This is a genomic window from Bacillus sp. MYb56, from assembly GCF_002976445.1.
Classification (GTDB): Bacteria; Bacillota; Bacilli; order Bacillales; family Bacillaceae_G; genus Bacillus_A; species Bacillus_A mycoides.
In genome coordinates, this window is the sequence record NZ_PCOH01000011.1 from 136,285 (window position 1) to 153,634 (window position 17,350).

At 35.4% G+C, this 17,350-nt stretch carries 14 protein-coding genes and 1 pseudogene; 7 read left to right on the plus strand and 8 right to left on the minus strand.

Features of this window, described 5'->3' with window-relative positions:
- Positions 1 to 4: 4 nt before the first annotated feature.
- Positions 5 to 2,116 carry a (Fe-S)-binding protein gene (locus tag CQ058_RS15570; protein ID WP_002130078.1) on the minus strand — a complete coding sequence of 704 codons (2,112 nt, stop codon included), beginning with the start codon at positions 2,114 to 2,116 and terminating at the stop codon, positions 5 to 7.
- 391 nt (positions 2,117 to 2,507) lie between these two features.
- Between CQ058_RS15570 and cls the strand changes: the two genes are divergently transcribed.
- From cls to CQ058_RS15585, 3 genes are all read left to right on the plus strand, one after another.
- A complete protein-coding gene (gene cls / locus CQ058_RS15575) occupies positions 2,508 to 3,701 on the plus strand; it encodes a cardiolipin synthase (protein ID WP_002089773.1) in 1,194 nt (397 codons plus the stop codon).
- A gap of 33 nt (positions 3,702 to 3,734) precedes the next feature.
- Positions 3,735 to 4,688, plus strand: a complete 954-nt coding sequence (gene uvsE, locus CQ058_RS15580) for a UV DNA damage repair endonuclease UvsE (RefSeq protein WP_078176160.1) — start codon at positions 3,735 to 3,737, stop codon at positions 4,686 to 4,688.
- A gap of 128 nt (positions 4,689 to 4,816) precedes the next feature.
- A complete protein-coding gene (locus tag CQ058_RS15585; RefSeq protein WP_105589850.1) occupies positions 4,817 to 7,495 on the plus strand; it encodes a DUF4084 domain-containing protein in 2,679 nt (892 codons plus the stop codon).
- A gap of 17 nt (positions 7,496 to 7,512) precedes the next feature.
- Here CQ058_RS15585 and papR read toward each other — a convergent pair whose 3' ends face one another.
- Both papR and CQ058_RS15595 read right to left on the minus strand, forming a co-directional pair.
- On the minus strand, positions 7,513 to 7,659 hold the full coding sequence (gene papR, locus CQ058_RS15590; protein ID WP_002191302.1) for a quorum-sensing peptide PapR: 147 nt from the start codon (positions 7,657 to 7,659) through the stop codon (positions 7,513 to 7,515).
- Between the two features lie 146 nt (positions 7,660 to 7,805).
- Positions 7,806 to 8,669 (minus strand): helix-turn-helix domain-containing protein, encoded by an 864-nt coding sequence (locus CQ058_RS15595; RefSeq protein WP_002191303.1) that lies wholly within the window; start codon positions 8,667 to 8,669, stop codon positions 7,806 to 7,808.
- Positions 8,670 to 9,079: 410 nt separating this feature from the next.
- Here CQ058_RS15595 and CQ058_RS15605 point away from each other — a divergent pair, with 410 nt between their 5' ends.
- Entirely contained in the window at positions 9,080 to 9,403 is a 324-nt protein-coding gene (locus CQ058_RS15605) for a bacillolysin (protein WP_002138995.1), read from the plus strand.
- Between the two features lie 12 nt (positions 9,404 to 9,415).
- Here CQ058_RS15605 and CQ058_RS15610 read toward each other — a convergent pair whose 3' ends face one another.
- Genes CQ058_RS15610 through CQ058_RS15625 form a run of 4 tightly spaced genes read right to left on the minus strand, consistent with a single transcriptional unit; the run spans position 9,416 to position 12,779 of the window.
- Positions 9,416 to 10,018: a response regulator transcription factor gene (locus CQ058_RS15610; protein WP_002089785.1), complete on the minus strand. Its 603-nt coding sequence runs from the start codon at positions 10,016 to 10,018 to the stop codon at positions 9,416 to 9,418.
- On the minus strand, positions 10,015 to 11,145 hold the full coding sequence (locus CQ058_RS15615; RefSeq protein ID WP_002191304.1) for a sensor histidine kinase: 1,131 nt from the start codon (positions 11,143 to 11,145) through the stop codon (positions 10,015 to 10,017). Before CQ058_RS15615 ends, CQ058_RS15610 begins: the two co-directional genes overlap by 4 nt.
- The gene (locus CQ058_RS15620; protein ID WP_002184514.1) at positions 11,146 to 11,880 is read right to left on the minus strand and encodes an ABC transporter permease; all 735 of its coding nucleotides are present in this window, start codon (positions 11,878 to 11,880) and stop codon (positions 11,146 to 11,148) included.
- Positions 11,877 to 12,779, minus strand: coding sequence for an ABC transporter ATP-binding protein (locus CQ058_RS15625; RefSeq protein ID WP_002184513.1), 903 nt, complete (start codon positions 12,777 to 12,779; stop codon positions 11,877 to 11,879). Before CQ058_RS15625 ends, CQ058_RS15620 begins: the two co-directional genes overlap by 4 nt.
- Positions 12,780 to 12,936: 157 nt before the next feature.
- Here CQ058_RS15625 and map point away from each other — a divergent pair, with 157 nt between their 5' ends.
- From map to CQ058_RS15640, 3 genes and pseudogenes are all read left to right on the plus strand, one after another.
- Positions 12,937 to 13,731, plus strand: coding sequence for a type I methionyl aminopeptidase (gene map, locus CQ058_RS15630; RefSeq protein WP_002184512.1), 795 nt, complete (start codon positions 12,937 to 12,939; stop codon positions 13,729 to 13,731).
- Positions 13,732 to 14,278: 547 nt separating this feature from the next.
- On the plus strand, positions 14,279 to 15,676 hold the full coding sequence (locus tag CQ058_RS15635) for a M28 family metallopeptidase (protein WP_002184510.1): 1,398 nt from the start codon (positions 14,279 to 14,281) through the stop codon (positions 15,674 to 15,676).
- A gap of 334 nt (positions 15,677 to 16,010) precedes the next feature.
- Positions 16,011 to 16,186, plus strand: a pseudogene (locus tag CQ058_RS15640) (type I methionyl aminopeptidase); the annotation flags it as partial.
- 189 nt (positions 16,187 to 16,375) lie between these two features.
- On the opposite strand, the gene CQ058_RS15645 reads toward CQ058_RS15640, so the two are convergent.
- The coding region (locus CQ058_RS15645; protein ID WP_142396358.1) for a Cna B-type domain-containing protein at positions 16,376 to 17,350 on the minus strand (975 nt) is incomplete at its 5' end.

Consider the following 17,350-nt stretch of genomic DNA (forward strand, 5'->3'; position numbering starts at 1 on the left):
CAAACTACATTGCTTCTTTCTTCTGTCCGATAACTGAGCGTTCTAAAATCTCTGTTACGTCCAAAGTTTGAACTGTTTCTTCAACTTCTTTCGCTTTCGTGCCGTCACTAATCATCGTTAAGCAATACGGGCATCCTGTACCGATAATTGACGGCTGTACAGCTAGCGCTTGTTCTGTACGAGCAACGTTAATACGAGAACCTGTCGTTTCTTCCATCCACATTAGGCCGCCACCCGCACCACAGCACATTCCCGTTTCACGGTTACGCGCCATTTCTACAAGGTTTACACCTGGAATTGCTTTTAGAATATCGCGCGGCGCTTCGTATACCTCGTTGTATCTTCCTAAGTAACAGGAATCATGGTACGTAACTGTCTCTTCAATAGAATGGACAGGTTTTAAACGACCTTCCTTCACCCACTGGGCTAGTAATTCTGTATGATGATAGACTTCTGCTTGTAAGCCAAAGTCCGGGTACTCATTTTTAAAAGTGTTATAAGCATGAGGGTCAATCGTAACGATTTTCTTCACTCCTGCTTTTTCAAATTCTTCAATATTTTTAGTCGCCATTTCCTGGAATACAAATTCATTTCCAAGGCGGCGCGGTGTATCACCAGAGTTCTTTTCCTTGTTACCAAGAATTGCGAATGAAATGCCTGCTTCGTTCATTAGCTTCGCAAATGATATCGCAATCTTCTGACTGCGATTGTCATACGAACCCATTGATCCAACCCAGAATAAGTATTCAAACTCTTCGCCAGCTTTTGATTTCTCCTTTACAGTTGGAACTGTTACTTCATCGTCACCTTGGCGCCATGTTTCACGCTCTTTACGGTTCAGTCCCCACGGATTACCTTGACGCTCAATGTTTGTCATTGCACGCTGCGCTTCCGCGTCCATTTTTCCTTCTGTTAAAACGAGATAGCGGCGTAAATCAATAATTTTGTCAACATGCTCATTCATAACTGGGCACTGGTCCTCACAGTTACGACACGTTGTACATGCCCAAATCTCTTCTTCTGTAATAACGTCCCCGATTAAACTTGGGTCGTACGCTAGCGCTGTAGCCGCTGATTCTTGTTGTCCTTTTCCAGCTGCCATCATCGCTAACTGATTTCCTTGTGTATTATTAAAAGCAACAACTGGAACCCACGGTGCTTTTGATGTTACCGCTGCTCCTTTATCAGTTAAATGATCACGAAGTTTTAAAATTAAATCCATCGGTGATAACATTTTCCCTGTTCCTGTTGCCGGACACATATTTGTACAACGACCACATTCGACGCAGGAATATAAGTCGATAAGTTGATTTTGTCTAAAGTCTTCAATTTTACCAACACCGAATGTTTCTTGCGTTTCATCTTCAAAATCGATTTTTTCAAGTTTTCCTGGATTTGAAAGACGACCAAAAAACACGTTAACTGGTCCAGCAATTAAATGCGCATGTTTTGATTGTGGAACATAAACTAAAAACGTTAACAAAATTAGTAAATGCACCCACCAAGAGAAATAGAACACTGAAATGGCTACGGTTTCATTTAATCCCGAGAAAACGTAAGCGATTGCAGAAGCGATAGGTTCACTCCATGAAAGCTCCTCGCCGTGCCATATAATTCCCATCCCATTACCAAGTAGCACAGAAATCATTAAGCCACCAATAAAGATAAGAACAAGGCCTGATTTAAAATTACGTTTCAAACGAACAAGCTTTTCAATATAGCGTCTATGAAAAGCCCAAAAGACTGCAATTAAAATAACGAGTGTGACAATTTCCTGGAAGAATGTAAATGCAGGGTATAGTGGTCCAAGTGGAAGATGCGATCCTGGTGCAAGTCCTTTCCAAACGAAGTCAATTGCTCCAAATTGGACAAGAATAAATCCGTAAAAGAACATAACGTGAATGATGCCGCTCTTTTTATCTTTCAGCAGCTTTTTCTGACCGAAAACATTGACCTTAAGAAGATCCCAACGCTCTTTAAAACGACGGTCAAATTCGATCTTTTTTCCTAATTGTATGTAGGCCATCCTTGTTCGTATAAGATATACAAACAAATACCCCGCATAAGCAATAACAGCAATGGCAGCCAGCCAATTAATGATTAGTAAGCTATTCATTTTATGCTACCCCTCTCTTTGTAAGCTCTCTTTCTTTTTTAGAATCTTCGAAAATATATAATTTTCTGAATTATATCCCCTATTCCCATTATATAATGAGTGAGCATTCAGTCAACAGTTTTTTGTTATACAACAACACATTTTTTAATAAAGCTGTTTATTTCGGTGAAACTATAAAGTGAAACTTTAATCAGTAGGGAGCTGTTTATTCCCTACTGAGTATTAGCCCTCACCAATCTGGCTTTTACGGGCGGCCCGAATCCCAACCAACTTCTTTGCTTTAACCCAATTTTGAGGTGGGAGTCTTACTGCCCGCAAATAGCGGGATACAGTGAAATTTTGATTTGTAAAAAATTGATGGTGAAAAGACCGTGAAGGAGGGAATTTACTTATGTTTTTCTTATCTCTCTTGTTATTAGGCAGCGCTCTCTGGATTACAATCGACCTTTCATATGGGAGAATTGTTCATTTAAAGCGTGTACGTTCTCGTTCTTTCCCTTTACGTCAAAGTGATTTTCGCCTTTATACATACGGAAATGATCTATACGATGCTCTCTTTACTGATATAAAACAAGCTAAACACCATGTGCACGTTTTATTTTTTATTGTAAAAAACGATGATATAAGTCGTACGTTTTTAAAGTTACTTATCGATAAAGCACAAGAAGGAATTGAAGTAAGACTTTTACTCGACCGGTTTGGAAGTCATTATTTATCAAAAGAAGCGATTTACTCCCTACAAAAACATGGTGTCTCTTTTTCATTTTGTCATAAAGTGAAATTTCCTTTTCCTTTCTTTTCTGCAAATCAAAGAAACCATAGAAAAATTACAGTTATTGACGGGAAAATTGGTTATATTGGTGGATTTAACATTGGCGAAGAATATTTAGGGCATAATCAAAGGTTAGGGTTATGGCGAGATTATCATTTACGTCTTACAGGAGAAGGGATACAAGATTTACAAAAACAATTTTTACATGATTGGCTCGACGATACAGACCAAAATTTATTAGATTCATCTCTTTATTTTCCTATGCAACAACCAGGGACCATTCTACATCGTTTCATCCCTACTGATGGTGCCTATTTACAAAATACATTTTTACATTTAATCGAAAGCGCGAAAAAAGAACTCTTTATCGGTACACCATATTTTATTCCTGGAAAAAAAATTATGAATGCATTATTAAAAGCGCGAAAACGTGGGGTTCAAATAACTATTCTCGTTCCACAAAAAGCTGATCACGCCCTCGTTCGAGAAGCAAAATTCCCATATTGCCGAAAGTTAATACAAGCTGGTTGTAATATTTACGCTTTTCAGCAAGGATTTTTCCACGCAAAAATTATTATAGTAGACGATCATACTTGTGATATCGGAACTGCTAATTTCGATATGAGAAGTATATATATTAACCATGAAATCAATTGCCTTTTATACGATAAACATTTCATACAAGAAGTAAAACGTAAATTCGAGGAAGATTTGGAACGCTCCTTATTACTTTCCTTCGAAGATGTCAATCCTCTCTCCATTATCGATAGAGGAAAGGAATGGATAGGAACGATACTCGCGTTCTTTTTATAGAGAAATTTCAAGGGCCAAGGAGGTGCATCACATATGATAATTCGATTTGGATATGTCTCACATGCTACGGCATTATGGGACTGTTCGCCTGCCAAAACAATGACATTTACAAGCTGGAAAAAGCTAAAAAAACAAGAGCGTGAAGATAAATTATATAATGTTACACTGCAAAATCTAGAACATACAATACGCATCCTTCATTACAATATTGCACACGAAATTCCATTATATCGTTTATCATCTTCTATCGTTCCGCTTGCAACACATCCTGAAGTTGAATTTGATTACATTCAAATATTTGCTCCACTATGGCGTAAAATAGGAGCATTAATTCAAGAACACAATTTACGCGTAAGTTTTCATCCCAACCAATTCACACTATTTACAAGCGACAAACCACATATTACAACTAATGCTATTACAGATATGACCTATCATTATAATGTGTTAAATGCTATGGGAATTGCAGATTCTTCCTACATTAATATCCATGTAGGTGGCGCGTATGGAAATAAGGAAAAGGCAATCGAACGTTTTCATGAAAACATACAAAAACTTCCATTCCATGTGAAAAGACAAATGACTCTTGAAAATGACGATAAAACATATACAACTTCTGAAACTTTGGCTATTTGTCAAAAAGAGCAAATCCCTTTCGTGTTCGATTATCATCACCACATAGCGAACCTTTGTAATGAACCGCTAGAAGAATTACTTCCTATGATATTTAAAACTTGGTCACATACAAATGTCCTTCCTAAAGTTCATATTTCTTCTCCTAAATCCGAAAAAGAATTTAGAGCTCACGCAAATTATATTGATTTAGAGTTTATTAAACCTTTTTTACACATTACAAAAAAAATTGATCATGATTTCGATATTATGATTGAAAGTAAACAAAAGGATTTAGCACTTCTTCAGTTAATAGATGAAATCTCTTCTATAAGAGGGATAAAAAGAAAAAATGGCGCAACGTTACAATGGTAAATTGTAACGTTGCGCTATTTTTTTCAAAAAAAAGTAATTTTTATAGTAAAAAACATCCCCGTTTGTATGCTATTATTTAGATTAGCATTTTCCCCTGAGATTCAACCTTATTGAAACGGAGTCATAATATGATTAATCAAAAAAAATATGTACAATTTGTCATGATGTATATAATTATATTTTCTCTTTGGATATTCCTTATCCCTAAGGATTTAAATATAAAAGAAATTGGAATTCTCTTCTTATTTTGTTTTGCTGCACTCTTTTCTTGCTATTGCTTATATAAAGCGATTAAAAAAATGAAGCGCGGTGACAAACTATTTTGGGTTTTAGTACTATGCACTTGCCTATGTGGATTGACAATGGAGATAACTTTATTTCTTCATTCACTTTCTATATATGATCAAGTCATATTCTCATATAAGGCGTTGCCCTTTTTCATCGTACAATATATTTTACTCTTCTCTGGCTTTGCTATAAAGTTCATAAAACATTACTCTATTAGAGGCCTTGCTCAATTTTCATTCGATAGCATATTCATTATTATTATGAATATTTATTTTACCTTAACCTTTATTTTAGATATTTCAAGCTTTCGTATGTTAACAAAGGACACGTGGATTTTGATTGGGTATTTTATCGCACAATCATTAGTAATTTACGCCGTTATTAGCCTATATAGAAGAGAACGGTATTCTTCTAGTAGAATCTCATTAATTATTGGCTTTACTATCATACTTGTGTACGGATATATACATCTATTCCAATTAAACACGGGAATGGGAACTTCTTCTGAAGTCTCTTATTTAATACATACTGCTTCGATTTTACTAATCGGTTTATCGTCCATACTGTACATTTTGGATAAACCAATGCAACATGAAACGAAAACGAAATATTATCGATTCGATTATGTACGCTTTATATTACCTTATTTTAGTATAATCATTACTTTTTCCTTTGTTGTTATTCAACCTTGGGATGATAAGTTCATGCTAATCGGTCTCGTATTATCACTAGTATTATTATTCCTACGACAACTTTACATGTGGAAAGATAATCAAGTATTAATCGATACGTATGAACAGTTGACTACACAACTAGAAGACAAAGTTGAAGAAGGCGTATCTGCCCTATCAAAAAGTGAACAACGTTATAAATCTTTATTCGAAGATCATCCTGATGCTGTTTTTTCTTTAAATATGAACGGGATTTTTCAACAATCTAATAAGGCTTGTGAAAGTTTATTTACAGCCTATTATTGTGAAGTAACAAGCTATTCTCTTAAACACTTCATTGATCCACAAGATCATGAATTATTGAAGAAATCTTTACAAATTACAAAAGAAGGTAGACCACAAACTCTAGAAATTCGTACAAAAGAAAAAGAAGGTTATTATTATCACCTTCACATTACATTCATCCCTATTTTTATAAATAAAGAAGTTGTTGGGATGTTTGGTATCGCACGTGATATTACAACTTTATATGAAAAACAAAAGCAAGTAGAGCATATGGCTTTCCATGATGCACTTACAGGACTACCGAATCGACGGAAATTCGAAAAAGATTTAAAAACGATTTTAAATCTAGCTCAAAACAACACTAATGACGTTGCAGTTATGTTCCTCGACCTAGATCGATTTAAAAAAATTAACGATCGACTCGGCCATGATGTCGGGGATTTATTATTAATTGAAGTAGCAAAAAGATTACGTGGATGTTTACGTTCAAAAGATATCGTTGCCCGCCAAGGCGGAGATGAATTTACGATTCTATTACCAGATATGTACTCTGAAAAAAGTGCTTCTTTTATAGCTGAACAAATTTTAACTATTTTAAATAAGCCTTACTTTATTAAAGATGAAGAACTTTCTATTACACCGAGTATCGGAATTGCAATGTACCCTGACTATGGAACCGATGTAACCGAATTAATGAAAAATGCAGATATGGCTATGTATCGAGCAAAAGCTAATGGGAAAAATAGATTCATTTTCTTCTCAAAAGAAATGAGTATTGCACAAAATGAAATACACTTCCTAGAAGGTGAACTTTCAAAAGCTCTGCAACAAAATGAATTTTCCCTTGAATATCAACCGCAAGTAAATACAAAAACAAAACAAATTATCGGTTTTGAGGCATTAGTTCGCTGGAAACATCCAAAACTCGGGATTGTATCGCCTGCCCAATTCATTCCTCTAGCAGAGGAAACAGGATTTATTATTGAACTTGGCAATTGGATTTTACGTACCGCCTGCTTAGAAGCAAAAAAGTGGCATAACCAAGGATTTTCTCACTTAAAGGTTGGTGTAAACTTATCTGTTGTTCAATTTAATCACGCATATTTAATATCAACTATTTCAAAGGTCTTGGAAGAAACAGAACTAAAGCCGGAAGCGCTAGATATTGAGATTACAGAAAGTATCGCAATTAATCAAAATCATTCTGTAATTGCTAAACTAGAAGAACTGCAAAATCTCGGTATCCAAATTTCAATTGATGACTTTGGAACTGGTTATAGTTCTTTAGCTTATTTAACGAAATATCCAATCAATACATTAAAAATTGCTCGAGAATTTATTTGTGGAATTACAAATAGCCCTTTAGAAGAAGCGATTATCGCTTCCATTATTAAGCTATCGAAAGAATTAAATTTAGAGGTTATTGCGGAAGGTGTAGAAACAGAAGAACAATGGAAGTTTTTACATGAACAAAACTGTGACCATATTCAAGGATTCCTCTTTAGCAAACCTGTTTCTAGTAAAGATGTTTGGATGTTACTCCACAAAAAAACAACCGTCTAAGTAAGACGGTTGTTTTTTTAATGTTCAAATGGTAAATCTGAAGCTAATTGTACCTCTTGATCATTATAAGAAATTACTTGGCTTTTCTCTAAAGCTGTATCTCCTAATGAAATACCCCATGCCATTGCTAACGTTAATAGACTACCAATAAGTAGTTTTTTCATATTCCATCACCCACATTGTTTTCTTATAATATATCATGAAAATTTATCCACAATTTATGCAATTATGCATACCCATTTTTTGGGATACCATTACTTTTGGCGGATGTAACTTACGAAATATAGCATTATACATATTTCAAATCATTTTAATTTAAATACTTCTTCTTTTTTAATAAAGTTTCTTTGTACGAATGTAAATCTAATAAATCAAAGAAGAAAGACGCTTTTTTATACACTTCTTTAATATCATCTGATGAACACTCTAATTTCTCAAGGCACTCGCCCTTTTGATAATACAATTGACCGATTAATTCCATACTTCCCATATAACGAGAAGCTTCGATCGCTTCATTTACTTGGTACAATGCTTCTTCAAACTGATCACTCAAATATAAAGCTTTTGCATAATTGTATCGAACTTTAACTGTGAATGCCTCATTATTATGTAGCGATTCTAACTGTTCTAAAATAGCTCGAAATGAAGTTATTGCCCTATCTAATTGATTATTTTCTGCACAAATACTTGCAATAGAATTTTCAATATATAAATTTTGAAATACATCTATCCCTCCGTATGATTGATGTACAATTTTTTTTAACTCTAAAATGCAATATTCAAAATTAATTTTCTGTAAAACATATGCAGATAAGTAATAGTACCAAAGAAGAAACTGATTAAATTCTGGATGAAACTTTTCTTTTTTTAATTCATTTGAAACAACGCTATAAATTTCAGCATATTGTTTCTTCTTACTCAACATTTGAATTCTATCTTTAAATAACTTTTTTCTTTCAATATCAGAATAAATAAGTACCTCATAAAAGTGAATAATAGGAACTTGTAATTTCGCTGCAATACCTTGCAATATATCCATACTTGGGTATACCGCGCCTGATTCAATTCGGCTCACTTCCGATTGATGACATATATTATCGGATAACTGTTTTTGTGTTAATCCCCTCATCGCCCTAATTTTCTTTATTTCACTTCCTAATTTTTCTGCGTGCATACTTACTCACCATCCCATTATAACAATCTAATTTTTTCAAGTTGTCATACCACTACAATAATGTGCATTCGACAATTTTTGATATGAAATAATGCATAATATATATAAAATTCGGCAAATTCCTCATACAATTCATCTCACATAATATAATAGACTAGTAATTTTATAGATAAATTATAGAAAATTTGCCCGTGCTTTCGTTACATTCGGTCTTCTTTATCCTTTATCAGCAGAAGCTATTCACACCCAAGAACTAGATAGAAATGAAGTAAACGTTGAAATTGCTCAGCCTAGTTTAACGATTTAAAAATTAACACAACCTCAAAATGATACAAAAATATATGGCGAAAAAGTATTTAAAGGGTGAGATAAATGAGGCTAAAGCTCAACAAGAGTGAGTGACAACTGAAATGAATGTAGATTCCCAACCTACAAATAAAGAAACAAAAGAAAGTCAAACCGAAGTTCGCCTTGCACAAACTTACGAAAATTATAAAGTATATGGCCAAGATCTTATTGTAAAAGTAGATAAAAATGGAGTAATTACAACTGTTAGTGGTAAAGTTGTCCAAAATTTAGACCAACAACCTAATCTTACTATAACAAATTTTTTGTCGAAAAATGAAGTAAAATCTAAATTACGCGATATACTTCAAATTCTGAGCGATGCGACTGCGACGAAACTCTCTATTGAAATACTTGTTTATAAGAAAAAAGAAGTTTACCACTCGTAGGTAAACTTCTTTTCATATCCATCCCTTTTCTTCTGCAATTGTAATTGCCTCAATTCTATTTTTCGCTTCCAGTTTTGCTAATACTTCCGAAATATAATTACGCACTGTACCAGGCGAAAGATAGAGCATCTTAGCAATTTCATTTGTAGTCTTTCCTTCTTTCGCAAGTACCAGCACTTCTTTTTCACGATCTGATAGCGGATTTTGTTCCTGCCATAAGCCAAACATTAGCTCCTGCGAAATTTCTCGCTTCCCTTTCATGACATTTCGAATTGCTGAAGCTAAGTCCTCGCTTGGGCTATCCTTTAATAAATACCCGTGAACACCAGTTTTCATTGCCCGTTCAAAATAACCTGGTCGTGCAAATGTTGTTAAAATCATTACTTTACAAGGTGACTTTTCCTTCTTCAGCGCTTCAGCAACATCTAAACCACTTTGAATCGGCATTTCAATATCCATAATACTTATATCAGGCCTTAGCGATTCGATTAATTTTAACGCCTCTTCCCCATTCGCAGCCTGACCAACTACTTCAATATCATCCTCTAGATCAAGCAGGGCTCCTAACGCACCACGAAGCATTCGCTGATCTTCTGCAATAATAATTCGAATCATGCCCTCACCTCATCTTTTCCTGTTCTAATAACAACTGGTACTTTTACTATTAATAGTGTCCCTGGATTTATCGTATTTAGTTCAACAAACCCATCAATAAGGGCGATCCGCTCCTTCATACCGCGAATACCGTTTCCATCATGATTTTGATTTTCCAAACCTACGCCATTATCCTCTACTTTCAAAATCAGTTCACCTTGCGATTCTAATACAGATACAATGCACTCCGTCGCCTTACTATGCTTTACAATATTCGTAACTGCCTCACGTAAACACATTCCTAAAATATTTTGTTCAATTGGTGATAACGAACTAGAATTAGCTTCTTGCTTTACCTCTAATTCAATATTAGCCGCTTGTAAAATTGCTTTTATTTGCTCAAGTTCTTCTTCCACTGTAATCATACGCATATCAGAAATTAACTCGCGCAGTTGTTTTAAAGCAGTACGAGATGTTTGTGTAATCTCCTTCGCCTCTATACTTGCGCGTTCTGGATTCATCACAATCAATTTCTCCACAAGCTGACTCTTTAAAGTAATAAGAGATAACGTATGCCCTAACGTATCATGAAGATCTCTTGCGATTCGCTGACGTTCTTCACGTTTTACTAAGTCTTTAATTTGTTCGTTTGCTTCGTTTAGTTGATTTTTTAACATCTTTTTTTGATTAAAATTACGCATTCCAAATGGCGTAAGAAGCATTAAAATAAACATTGGAACTATATTCACTAAATTTGTAGTTGTTAAATGCTTAAAATATACGAATATAAAGGCCCCAAGCATTGTAATCAACAGTCCTAACAACACTCGAAATACTTTCTTACTTGGCGCAAAGCCCATCGCACTTGCCGTGAAAAAACCAAAAAATATCATAAAAGCATTATAAAATAAGGCAAATAAAAAGATGAGTACCATTTGAATACATGCCCATAAAATGAACGTCTTATTAACAAAATAAAGTTGACGGTATGTGATAATAAAAAGCACCAACATACCGCTCCCTATCCCAAGTTTCCACCCTGATACCTGCGTTAGATGGTAAATCGGAAATAACAGATACACTAACCACATATACGGGAAGAAACCCATCTGTTTCGGAAAAACTTCAAACCTCTTCTTCTCTATCATTTATACCGCTTCCTGTCTTTTTCTTATATATATTGATACTACAACAAATATAAGGAAATAACCTCCTAGTACCGCGATATTTTCCCAACCAACTGATTTCCCAGCTACAATGTCCCATGCACCGCTTCCAAAGTGGTATGTTGGTGTCCATTCACCAATAGATCTTAATATTTTCGGGAACACTTCAATTGGCATCCATAATCCACCGATTACAGCCAGACTCATATTTAAAATATTGGCTAAACCAGCTGCTGCATCCGCCTTCTTAATTGAACCTATTACTGTTCCAAGGGCTAAAAATGGTGTCACGCCTAGTAATAGCCATAATCCTGCACCAATCCATTGGCCTATCGTTAACTCAACATTATTAATTAATATTCCTGCCATAAAAATAACTAAGATTGAAAAAGCATTCACTACTGTTTGAGCAATAATTTTAGCTGCTAAATATGCTCCCTCTGGAAGCGGTGTAATTTTTAACAAATGTGTCCATCCTTGCCCTTTTTCCTGAGAAAGTCTCACACCGAAACTAAAAAGGGCAGTCCCTACAATACTGAAAGTCGCCATTGAAATTAAATAATGTGCTTTCCATGCATCTCCGTTTTGCGGGACTTGAACAACATTTGTAAAGATGTAATAAAACATAACTGGCATTAATAATGAGAAAAAGATGAATAATTTATTGCGGAACGTACGTAAAACCTCTATTTTACATTGCATCCATAATGCTCTCATGCGATTCCCTCCTTCTGATTTGCAACAAACTGTTCAAATGCTTCATCGAGGCTTCCACGTTCAACTGAAACGTCTGTTACAGGTAGATTCCTCTGATAAATTGCTTGTAAAGTGGCATCTGTATCTTCCGTCGTTAAAGTGAAGCGCCCTTCATTTGACTGTACTTCTGTTACATGCGGTAAGTCCTTTAGTAAACTCTTAGGAATTTTCTCTTTCGAATAAAACGAGATTGTTTTTCGAGAAATAGTCGCTTTCATCTCATCTGGTGTGCCATCTGCGATAATCTTTCCGTTCGCAAATAATAAAATTCGATCTGCTAGCGCATCCGCTTCTTCTAAATAATGTGTTGTTAAAATAATCGTTTTCCCTTCACTTGCTAATTTTCTAATCGTTTCCCAAAACGTTTTTCGAGATGTTATGTCCATCCCTACAGTTGGTTCATCTAAAAATAACAACTCTGGATTCCCTGCAAGTGCCAGCGCAAAATTTAACCTTCTTTTTTGACCGCCCGATAATTTCTCACATCTTTGCTTTCTTTCTGGTTCTAAGTTTGACAACTGCAGTAATATTTCTTTCTCTACAGGATTCGTATAATAACTACGGAATAACTCAATTGCCTCTTCTACCGTGATACTATCAATCACACTTACTTCTTGTAGCATCGCACCAAGGCTATTACGAACATCTCTATGCTTCGGACTCTTTCCAAATATAGAGACATTCCCCTCTGTCGGATCTTTTAATCCGAGCATCATTGAAATTGTCGTTGTTTTCCCCGCACCATTTGGACCGAGTAATGCTACTATTTGCCCTTTATTTACATGAAATGAAACGTTATTTACTGCTTTTTTATGTTTAAATGTTTTAGAAACACCATTTACTTCAATAATCTTTTCCATCTCTCCACCCCCGCCGTTTCTTATATTTACATTGTATGTGTTGGAAAAGTTAGGAAACAGTATGATGCGTCATGACATCCATATGACAATTGTCATGTATTCTTTGTGAGAGGAATCAACCCGCATACTGCAAGCGAGTAGCAGGAGCAAAATAAACATGATACAATCGGATAAGATATATATTCGAGGAAGGACAGTGGTTTTCATGATTATTCGTAATGAACAAGATTTAGAAGGTTTACGAAAAATCGGCCGCATCGTTGCACTTGCACGCGAAGAAATGAAACAACAAGCGAAGCCAGGTATGACAACGAAAGAGCTTGATTTAATTGGTAAAAAAGTATTAGATGAGCACGGTGCTATATCAGCACCTGAAAAAGAATATAAATTCCCAGGTGTAACTTGCATTAGTATAAACGAAGAAGTTGCTCACGGTATTCCAGGAGATCGTGTATTAAAAGAAGGCGACTTAGTAAACGTAGACGTATCAGCAGCACTTGACGGTTATTATGCAGATACAGGTATTTCATTTGTTCTTGGTGAAGACGAAAAAAAAGAAAAGCTATGCCAAGCTGCGGTAGATGCGTTTTGGGAAGCAATGAAAAAAATAAAAGCTGGATCAAAACAAAACCAAATTGGTCGTGCTGTTTCTAACTTTGCACATAAAAATGGATACAACGTTATTCAAAACTTAACTGGTCACGGCATTGGGCTTAGCTTACACGAGGCTCCAAATCATATCTTAAGCTACTATGATCCAATGGATAATGCACTTCTAAAAGATGGTCTTGTTATCGCTGTAGAGCCATTCATATCTATGAAAGCAGATCATATTATTGAGCGCGGGGATGATGGTTGGACATTCGTTACACCTGATAAAAGTCTTGTTGCACAATGTGAGCATACAATCGTTGTAACACGTGGCGAACCGATTATCTTAACCGAAATATAATAAAAAGCAGCCGTTTTGTAGATTCCTGTTACTGAAACGGCTGTTTTTTATTATTTTTATGCATGTAAAAGCTTATATAAATAAAAAGGTGGTGCATCAAAGCATCACCTTCTTAACGGGGTGAGGGCTGTCCAAAAGTACGGAAAACTCTTGAACAGCCTCGTATTTTCATATGGATGCCTTACATATATCACTGATGATAATTATGAAATGCGGAAACATAGTTACCATCACATGATTCAAACATGAGAAAAGAAACCCTATAACGGATTCCTTTTCCCTACATAATCTAAAGTTTGGGTACACTAGATTCATGCAATGTAGGAGCCTTCAGAACAGAAAGCAAACCTTCATTTAGAATGATAGCATACATATACTCACTAAAAATATGCAAATATACATATAGCGTTTCTTATCCCACTCATTAACGTTTTACTTTATTTCTCAATGTTAATAGATTGAAATTTCAGAAATCAAAGAGTAAAATAAAGTCGTTATCCGTCTTCTTTTGTCAGTCAGAGAGAATAGAAGAATGGGAGAGGAAAAAATGAGAAAATCACTGAAACAAAAAATAGTAAGCTCCTTGCTTACTGTATCACTCGCCTTTAGCTTAGCTCCAATTGTTCAAGCAAAAGCTGATTCTACATCAGAAATTACACAGGCCCCATCTATTACAAAACAAGTTGATGCAAGCCGCGCCATCGAACATATCCGTTTCTTATCCGAGACAATCGGTCCCCGCCCTGGTGGTACAAAATCAGAAGAATGGGCTTCTCGCTACGTTGGTATGCAGCTTAAATCAATGGGATATGAAGTAGAATATCAGCCCTTTCAAGTACCGGATCAATACGTTGGATTTATCGAATCACCATTATCCACAAAACGTAATTGGCAAGCTGGCGCTGCTCCCAATGCACTAATTTCTACAGCAGCTATCACAGCACCACTTATCTTCGTTAAAAATGGAACAAAATTAGATGAAATTCCGAATGAGGTTAGCGGAAAAATTGTTTTATTCGAACGAGGTGCAACAGTAGCGGATTATAATAAGCAAGTTGAAAATGCTGTTAGTAAAGGGGCAAAAGGGGTTCTTTTATACAGTTTAATTGGAGGACGCGGAAACTATGGACAAACTTTCAATCCTCGCTTAACGAAAAAACAATCCGTACCTGTATTTGGCCTTGCTTACGCTCAAGGGAATGCATTTAAAGAAGAAATTGCGAAAAAAGGAACAACAATCCTTTCTTTAAAAGCTAGACACGAATCTAATTTAACATCACTAAATGTCATTGCAAAAAAGAAACCAAAAAATAGTACAGGTAATGAAAAAGCAGTCGTTGTAAGTTCGCACTATGATAGCGTCGGTGGCGCACCTGGTGCCAATGATAATGCTTCTGGGACTGGATTAGTATTAGAATTAGCTCGTGCTTTTCAAAATGTAGAAACTGATAAAGAAATTCGCTTTATTGCTTTCGGTTCCGAGGAAATGGGTTTACTCGGTTCGGGTTATTATGTGAATAGTCTATCTCAAAAAGAACGTGACCGTATTTTAGGTGTCTTTAATGCTGATATGGTGGCAACAAATTATGATAAAGCAAAGAATTTATACGCTATGACTCCTGATGGTTCTACAAACCTTGTAACGGATGCCGCTTTACAAGCAGGTAAACAATTAAATAATGATCTCGTTCTTCAAGGAAAATTCGGTTCTAGTGATCACGTGCCATTTGCTGAAGTGGGTATTCCCTCCGCTCTATTTATTTGGATGGGTGTCGATAGCTGGAATCCATTAATCTATCATATCGAAAAGGTATACCATACACCTCAAGATAATGTATTCGAAAACATTTCACCTGAACGTATGAAAATGGCATTAGAGGTCATTGGAACCGGTGTCTATGATATCCTTCAATCTAACGTGAAAGCAGGACAAAAAGCTGCTTAATACTATTTCCAAGCTACCGATTAATCGGTGGCTTTTTATTAAGGAAAAATAAATATGTATAAAAACATGTTTATTACATGGCATTATCATATAGAATAAAAAATTGCAAAATATGCATAATAGCATATTTATTACATGGTATTACCATGTAGAATAAAAATTGTAATAATAGTGATTACGTCTAATAAAGAGGCTTTTCCATTATGAAAAAATTATTCTTGCAGGTGCGTTAACTTTAACTTGAATTTCAGGAACTAATGCCTTTATTCCTGAAACAAACGCTGCTGCAGCTACTCAAGAACAAAGCTTTACAGAATACTATTTCTAAATTCGCCATAAAAATGGCCATACAGTCATCCAAAACTTAATGGAACATGGTCATTGATCTTAAATTACATGAGATACCACACCGCATTCTAAGCTTATGGTCCAATGGATAATAGACTTCTTAAAACCGGTTTTGTTATCGCTTTAGAGCCGCTTATCTCTATGAAAGCTGACCATATTATTGGGCTGCCGATTGAGTCCAACTTGAAACTGTTCTCTTTTTCTATAAAAAAACCCTTCAGGTTGCATTCTTCTCTTCACTTTATCGTGAAGTTTTTTGAATACTTACCTAAAGGGCGTAATATCAATAGTAATTTTTCAACTTGTCTGCTACTCAGATTACGGTTTAATCAATAATCTAAAGCTCTTTTATTATTTTATTAGCTGACGAGCAAATAGAATTCCACCTAAAAGGAACAATACCATACCGCCAAGAATTGAAATCGTTTCTGCTGATGTTCCTCCTGTGTTAGGAAGTAATGTTGGCTTATCATTTTCTGTAGTAGGTGGAACTTTTGAATCGCTATTTTTGTCTGTATTTGTGTTTGGATCTGTGCTCGGATCTTTTGGATCTGTGCTTGGATCTTTCGGATCTGTGCTTGGATCTTTTGGATCTACACCTGGTTCGTCCTTGATTTTTGTATTCGTGATGTCATAACCATTTACTTCGGATTTGTATCCCGCTACTGGTTGTTCTTTCACTTCATACTTGTACGCTACTCCGTTTGCATCATATACTTGTAGTTTTTCAAACGTGTACTTCCAGTTTGTTGCCACGCTTACTTCTTTCGTGTCAATCACTTTTCCATTTTGTAATAAGTCTACTTTGATGGATACTGGACGATCTATTGCGTTATTATCATCCCAAACTTTCTTACCACTGATTTCTGTTGTTTCTGTATTTTTGTAAGTGTTCGTAATTGTTGTTCCGTCTACTTTTGTTTCATATCCATTTACTTTTACTTCACTTACTGTGTACTTGAACTCGTTTCCTTTTTCATCGTACTTTGGTAGATCTTTGAAGCTGAAATTCCAGTTGCCTTCTTTATCAGCTTTCACTTCTTGCTTGTTAAACTCTTTACCATTTTGAAGCAATTGAACCGTAATACTTTCTGGGCGTGTGTTGAACTTGTTGTTGTAGTCTTCCCAGACTTTCTTACCACTAACTTCAGTTGTTTCTGTATTTTTGTAAGTGTTCGTAATTGTTGTTCCGTCTACTTTTGTTTCATATCCATTTACTTTTACTTCACTTACTGTGTACTTGAACTCGTTTCCTTTTTCATCGTACTTTGGTAGATCTTTGAAGCTGAAATTCCAGTTGCCTTCTTTATCAGCTTTCACTTCTTG